At 58.0% G+C, this 7380-nt stretch carries 3 protein-coding genes, 1 tRNA gene and 2 rRNA genes (1 of these 6 running past the window's edge); 2 read left to right on the forward strand and 4 right to left on the reverse strand.

From position 1 onward, the window contains the following. Both CYG48_RS19095 and CYG48_RS19100 read left to right on the forward strand, forming a co-directional pair. Positions 1-1506 (forward strand): tripartite tricarboxylate transporter permease, encoded by a 1506-nt coding sequence (locus CYG48_RS19095; RefSeq protein ID WP_118852126.1) that lies wholly within the window; start codon positions 1-3, stop codon positions 1504-1506. A 37-nt stretch (positions 1507-1543) separates the two neighbouring features. Beyond that, a complete protein-coding gene (locus tag CYG48_RS19100) occupies positions 1544-2758 on the forward strand; it encodes a multidrug effflux MFS transporter (RefSeq protein ID WP_199925357.1) in 1215 nt (404 codons plus the stop codon). A 136-nt stretch (positions 2759-2894) separates the two neighbouring features. On the opposite strand, the gene CYG48_RS19105 is transcribed toward CYG48_RS19100, so the two are convergent. The 4 genes from CYG48_RS19105 to CYG48_RS19120 all read right to left on the reverse strand — a co-directional run. After that, a protein-coding gene (locus tag CYG48_RS19105) for an IS3 family transposase (RefSeq protein WP_118852128.1) occupies positions 2895-3994 on the reverse strand; the annotation gives its coding sequence in 2 pieces (ribosomal slippage) (positions 2895-3742 and positions 3742-3994; 1101 coding nt in all). Between the two features lie 310 nt (positions 3995-4304). Continuing rightward, a tRNA-Met gene (locus CYG48_RS19110) sits at positions 4305-4381 on the reverse strand. Positions 4382-4473: 92 nt separating this feature from the next. Then, positions 4474-4588 (reverse strand): 5S ribosomal RNA (gene rrf / locus CYG48_RS19115). 236 nt (positions 4589-4824) lie between these two features. Next, positions 4825-7380, reverse strand: a 23S ribosomal RNA gene (locus CYG48_RS19120) (it continues 243 nt past the right edge of the window).

The following is a 7380-nucleotide window of genomic DNA, read 5'->3' on the forward strand; positions in this document are numbered from 1 at the left end:
ATGGACCTGCTGACCAACCTAGCGCTCGGCTTCGGTGTCGCCTTCCACCCGATGAATCTCGTCTATTGTTTCGTCGGCGTGCTTCTCGGCACGGTGGTCGGCGTTCTGCCCGGTCTCGGGCCGCTGGCCACCATCGCCATGCTGCTGCCGCTCACCTTCGGTCTCGAGCCGACCGAATCGCTGATCATGCTCGCAGGCATCTACTACGGCTCCCAGTATGGCGGGTCGACCACCGCCATCCTTGTCAACCTGCCCGGCGAAAGTGCCTCGGCAGTAACGACCATCGACGGTTACCAGATGGCGCGCAAGGGTCGCGCCGGCCCGGCATTGGCGGCGGCGGCCATCGGCTCCTTCTTCGCTGGCACGGTGGCCACCGTCCTCGTGGCTGTCACCGCCAAGCCTCTGACCGCCATCGCGCTAACTTTCGGTCCCGCCGAATATTTCTCGCTGATGGTGGTTGGCCTGATCTCCTCGATCGCCCTCGCATCCGGATCGCTGGTCAAGGCGCTTGCCATGATCTGCCTTGGTCTCCTCGTCGGCCTCACGGGCACCGACATCTATACAGGAGCGCCGCGCTTCACTTATGGCCAGTTCGAGCTTCTTGACGGGATCGATTTCGTGGCGGTCGCAGTCGGGATCTATGGCGTCGGCGAAATCGTTCGCAATCTCGAAAGCCGCTCGGGCGCACAGGCCTTAATCGCCAAAATCACCAGCTTATGGCCGTCGCGGGACGATCTGCGCCGTATGATCGGCCCCTCGGTGCGCGGCACCGCCATCGGCTCGATGCTTGGCGTGCTGCCCGGAGGTGGGGCCCTGCTTTCGTCCTTCGTGGCCTATAATGTCGAGAAGAAGACGTCGCGCAACGCCGCCGAATTTGGCCACGGCGCTATCGAGGGCGTGACCGCTCCGGAGGCTGCCAACAATGCCGGCGCACAGACTTCCTTCGTGCCAATGCTGGCGCTCGGGATCCCCTCCAATGTCGTCATGGCATTGATGATTGGGGCGATGATCATGCAAGGCATCGTGCCGGGACCCAATGTCGTTGTCAACAACCCCGAGCTGTTCTGGGGCCTGATCGCCTCGATGTGGATCGGCAATGCCATGCTGGTGGTTCTCAATCTGCCGTTGATCGGCCTCTGGGTCTCGCTCCTGCGCATACCTTACTGGATCATGTTCCCGGCCATCATCGCCTTCTGCTGCATCGGGGTGTATTCCGTCTCCAACAGCGCCTTCGCAGTCTACACCGTCACCATCTCCGGAGCCATCGGTTATTTCCTGATCAAGCTCGACTGCGAGCCGGCACCATTCGTTTTGGGCTTCGTCCTGGGGCCGATGCTGGAGGAACACTTGCGCCGCGCCATGCTGATTTCGGGCGGGGATCCTGGTATCTTCGTCACTCGGCCGATCAGCGGCGGACTGCTGCTGGTGGCTGCTGTGCTGCTCGTGATCGTCAGCCGCCCGACCGTTGCCCGGCGGCGCGAGGAAGTTTTTGTTGAGGATGACTGAGCCCCCCGCAACGGCCCTTGTTGGAGGAAATACCGGCATGACCGCCGCCAGCGAAGGCGTGGAAGCGGAGTTAAGAGAGCCGCTCCCCGGATCGCTGATGTTGCTGCTGATGGGGATAGCGATGCTGGGTTCCCTTGCAACGCATCTGGTGGTGCCGTCGCTTCCCCAGCTCCAGAGGGAGTTTTCCACCGACTACGGCACGGTCCAGCTGCTGGTCTCGCTGTTCGTGATAGCCTATGGCGCATCGCAGATCGTCGCCGGTCCTCTGGCCGATGCCTATGGCCGCCGACGGATGCTGATCACGGGCCTCTCCGTATTTACGGGCGCCAGCCTGTTATGCGCGGTGGCAGCGAACCTCGAAACGCTGATCCTCTTCCGTATCCTGCAGGGCAGCAGTGCCTGTTTCGGCCTTGTGATGGCACGCGCCCTGATCCGCGACATCTCTGCAGGCCGCAACGCTTCGGCCCTCTTTGGCTACCTTGCCGTTGGAACCTCGGTCGGCTCAACGCTGGCACCGCTATTTGGAGGTCATCTATATCAGTCGTTTGGCTGGTCCGGGCCATTCTGGTTCATGGCCGCCTTCTCGCTGGCCGGTCTCGCCCTTGCCATTCGCCTAGTTCCGGAAACCGTCTCTACGGCCACCGGCTGGGCCTCGCTGCGGCGCATGCCGTCAGACTTTGCGGGGCTGCTGCGGCAGCCCTCCTTCCTGATCCACAGCGGGAATATTTCTATCAATACAGCGCTCTTCTACAGCTTCATCGTCGGCGGTGCGCTTGTATCCAATCGCGATCTTCATCTCTCGCCCGCAGAGTATGGGCTGTGGTTCTCCATGACCGCTGTCGGATATGCGATGGGCAATGTATTGTCCGGGCGTGCCGGTCAGCGCTATTCCGCCCGCCCCACCATCGTGGTTGGTGCGGTGGCTGTCCTGGCTTCAATGTTGGCCATGGCTCTCCTTGACGCGTGGGTGGAACGGAGTCCGCTGACCTTCTTCCTACCCATGACAGGCGTAACGCTTTCCAGCGGACTTATCATGTCTAATTCGATGGCCGGCGGCATGGCTCTCGATCCCCGACGTAGCGGCTCTGCCTCTGGCCTGCTGGGGTTTTTGCAATTCGCAGCGGCCGCCCTCTTCTCTTTCATCGCCGGACATGTGGCGCAGGTTTCCCAGTCCGCTCTAATACTGTTGATGCTCGCACTGGCAGTATCTGGTCTCGCCAATGCGACCATCGTCCGACCCGCAACTAACTGAATGCCTGGACGATGCAGTCATTGCGGTGCTCGCACCACAACGGCAAAGGCTGGCGCTTACCACCGCGTACGTCCGGGGTGGCCTGAGACCCAACTTCCCTCCAGTTTTCGAGAGAGTCTGGGTTTTCAATCTGGCCTCATGCGGCCTGTTTTTCCATAGCCATTTTCATTGCGAATTCGCTGGGGGTGATATTGCCCAGCGACGAGTGCGGTCTGTTCCTGTTGTAATCCTCCTTCCATGCAGTGATGGCGGCGCGGGCCTGGGTGAGCGACGAGAACAGCGTCTCATTCAGGCACTCGTCACGGAAGCTGCCGTTGAAGCTTTCGACGAAGCCGTTCTGCATCGGCTTGCCGGGGGCGATGTAGTGCCAGTCGACCTTGGTCTCCTGGCACCATTTGAGGATGGCCATGCTGGTCATCTCCGTGCCGTTGTCCGAGACGATCGTCCTCGGTCTTCCGCGTCTGGCGATGAGACTATCCAGTTCCCGAGCCAGCCTTGCGCCAGACAGCGATGTGTCTGCCACCAGGCACAGGCATTCACGGCTGAAGTCGTCGACGACCGCCAGCACCCGAAACCGGCGACCGTCGGTGAAGGCATCGCTGACAAAGTCCAGGCTCCAGCGCTCATTGGGGCGTAAGGGCAGAGCCAGAGGCCGCCTTGTCCCCAAGGCCCGTTTTCGGCCGCCACGCTTGCGCACCGTCAGCTTCTCCTCCCGGTAGAGACGCCGAAGCTTCTTCAGGTTCATGACGATCCCCTGCCGGCCCAGCATGACGTGGATACGGCGATAACCGAAGCGGCGTCGCTCAGATGCCACCTTCTTCATCGCCTCACGAATGACCGCATCGTCAGGCCGCACGCTGCGATACCGCATGCTCGAACGATCAACCGACAGAACCTCGCACGCCCGACGCTGGCTCACCCCGTGCTGCACACAGACATGAGCCACCGCATCCCGCTTCACATCGGGCGTCACCATTTTTTTGCAGCGACATCCTTAAGGATCGCATTGTCCAGCATGGCCTCGGCGAGCAGCTTCTTCAGTTTGGCATTCTCGTCCTCAAGCGCTTTCAGCTTGCGCGCATCCGACACGTCCATGCCGCCGTACTTCGCCTTGTATTTGTAGAAGGTCGCACCCGAGATGCCGTGCTTGCGGCAGACATCAACTGTCTTCGCGCCCGCCTCCTGCTCCTTCAATATCCCGATGATCTGTTCTTCCGTGAACCGTGAACGCTTCATCCGTCCGTCTCCTAGCTGTGACGGACTCTACCAAATTCTGGAGGAAGTTCAGGGGCTCAGGTCATCGGCAAAACGCCGGGACATCAGCCGGCGAGCCTGCAGGTCCACGGTCTGATCGGTTCGATCCTGGCTCAGATGGATGTCCTGGACTACATGGAGCGCCGTTTCCTAGCAGAGGTGCACGAAGATTTCGTAGACAAGCTGGACGCTGGCCTGATCGAGACCAAGAACAAGCAGGAGGCACTCATCGACAGCTACTGTGAGGAGATTTTGAAGCGCTATCCGGAATGGGCAGATTTACAAGTTTCGGTGGTTGCGGGGGCAGGATTTGAACCTGCGGCCTTCAGGTTATGAGCCTGACGAGCTACCGGGCTGCTCCACCCCGCGTTGTTTTTGTTTCGGGTTTATGGCCCGTGAGGGAGTGTTGTGTGTCGAGAAGATTGGGATCCATCTTTTTGTGATGGCATTGCCTTTAATAGACCTGGCAGCGACCTACTCTCCCGCGTCTTGAGACGAAGTACCATTGGCGCTGGGGCGTTTCACGGCCGTGTTCGGAATGGGAACGGGTGCGGCCGCCCCGCCATGACCACCAGGTCAATTAAGGGCAATGCGATGAGAAGCTGGTTCACTTTGTGAGTGATTGTCTTGAACACGTCTTTTTCAGCGTTGCGTCTGCCGCTGTCGGCCAAAGGCCGCAAGCGCAAGGCGCGTCGCCGGTCGTCCGGCGCCCTCGCGGAGCATAGGCTCGTTTACGAGCCGCTCATGCGTGAGCGCTGAACGGATGGCACATCTTCGCGTCTTGCGACGCGTGATGAGCATGGTCAATGGGAACGATGAAGTCGATCGGGCTATTAGTACCGGTAAGCTTCATGCATTGCTGCACGTCCACACCCGGCCTATCAACGTGGTCGTCTTCCACGGCCCTGATAGGGAATACTCGTTTTCAGGTTGGTTTCCCGCTTAGATGCCTTCAGCGGTTATCCATTCCATATATAGCTACCCTGCTATGCCCTTGGCAGGACAACAGGTCCACCAGAGATATGTCCATCCCGGTCCTCTCGTACTAGGGACAGATCCTGTCAATATTCCTACACCCACGGCAGATAGGGACCGAACTGTCTCACGACGTTCTGAACCCAGCTCACGTACCGCTTTAATTGGCGAACAGCCAAACCCTTGGGACCTGCTCCAGCCCCAGGATGCGATGAGCCGACATCGAGGTGCCAAACAACCCCGTCGATATGGACTCTTGGGGGTCATCAGCCTGTTATCCCCGGCGTACCTTTTATCCGTTGAGCGATGGCCCTTCCACGCGGGACCACCGGATCACTATGACCGACTTTCGTCTCTGCTCGACTTGTCAGTCTCGCAGTCAGGCGGGCTTATGCCATTGCACTCGACGACCGATTTCCGACCGGTCTGAGCCCACCATCGCGCGCCTCCGTTACTCTTTCGGAGGCGACCGCCCCAGTCAAACTACCCACCATACACTGTCCCGGATCCGGATAACGGACCGCGGTTAGACATCCATGACGATAAGGGTGGTATTTCAAGGATGGCTCCACGAGAACTGGCGTCCCCGCTTCAAAGCCTACCACCTATCCTACACATGCCGACACGAATGCCAGTGTAAAGCTATAGTAAAGGTGCACGGGGTCTTTCCGTCTAACCGCAGGAACCCCGCATCTTCACGGGGAATTCAATTTCACTGAGTCTATGTTGGAGACAGCGGGGAAGTCGTTACGCCATTCGTGCAGGTCGGAACTTACCCGACAAGGAATTTCGCTACCTTAGGACCGTTATAGTTACGGCCGCCGTTTACTGGGGCTTCGATTCAAAGCTTGCACCTCTCCTCTTAACCTTCCAGCACCGGGCAGGCGTCAGACCCTATACGTCGTCTTTAGACTTCGCAGAGCCCTGTGTTTTTGATAAACAGTCGCTACCCCCTGGTCTGTGCCACCCCTTCATACTTGCGTAAAAAGGGGTCACGCTTCTTCCGAAGTTACGCGTGCAATTTGCCGAGTTCCTTCAACATAGTTCTCTCAAGCGCCTTGGTATACTCTACCTGACCACCTGTGTCGGTTTCGGGTACGGTCTGTACGGTGGAGCTATTTCCTGGAACCGCTTCCCCGCCCACTCAATCCAATAAGAGTGAACAAGTTACGCAATCCGTCACTACCACCAGGCCCACGAATATTAACGTGGTTCCCATCACCTACGCGTTTCCGCCTCGGCTTAGGGGCCGGCTAACCCTGCTCAGATTAACTTTAAGCAGGAACCCTTGGTCTTTCGGCGAGAGGGTCTCTCACCCTCTTTATCGTTACTCATGTCAACATTCGCACTTCCGATATCTCCAGCACTCCTCACGGATATGCCTTCACAGACTTACGGAACGCTCCGCTACCACGTGGATAAATCCACATCCTCAGCTTCGGTGCATGGCTTTAGCCCCGTTACATTTTCGGCGCAAAGACCCTTATTTAGACCAGTGAGCTGTTACGCTTTCTTTAAATGATGGCTGCTTCTAAGCCAACATCCTGGTTGTTTTGGGATCCTCACATCCTTTCCCACTTAGCCATGACTTGGGGACCTTAGCTGGAGGTCAGGGTTGTTGCCCTCTTCACGACGGACGTTAGCACCCGCCGTGTGTCTGCCGACTAGTACTCCTCGGTATTCGGAGTTTGGTTAGGATCAGTAAGACGGTGAGTCCCCATAGCCCATCCAGTGCTCTACCCCCGAGGGTATTCGGTCGACGCTCTACCTAAATAGATTTCGCGGAGAACCAGCTATCTCCGAGTTTGATTGGCCTTTCACCCCTAGCCACAAGTCATCCCAATCTATTGCAACAGATGCGGGTTCGGTCCTCCAGTTGGTGTTACCCAACCTTCAACCTGCTCATGGCTAGATCACTCGGTTTCGGGTCTAATGCAACTAACTAAATCGCCCTGTTCAGACTCGCTTTCGCTGCGCCTACACCTACCGGCTTAAGCTTGCTAGTTACACTAAGTCGTTGACCCATTATACAAAAGGTACGCCGTCACTCTTTCGAGCTCCGACTGCTTGTAGGCATCCGGTTTCAGGTTCTATTTCACTCCCCTTGTCGGGGTGCTTTTCACCTTTCCCTCACGGTACTTGTTCGCTATCGGTCATGCACGAGTACTTAGGCTTGGAGAGTGGTCTCCCCATGTTCAGACAGGATTTCACGTGTCCCGCCTTACTCAAGGACAATCAGTGTTCTACGCCTACGGGACTATCACCCGCTACGGTCGACCTTTCCAAGTCGTTCGGCTTTATTCCTGATTGCCACTGGCCTGGTCCGCGTTCGCTCGCCACTACTTGCGGAGTCTCGGTTGATGTCCTTTCCTGCAGGTACTTAGATGTTTCAG

This window comes from Neorhizobium sp. SOG26, assembly GCF_003491345.1.
In the GTDB taxonomy this organism is placed as follows: Bacteria; Pseudomonadota; Alphaproteobacteria; order Rhizobiales; family Rhizobiaceae; genus Neorhizobium; species Neorhizobium turbinariae.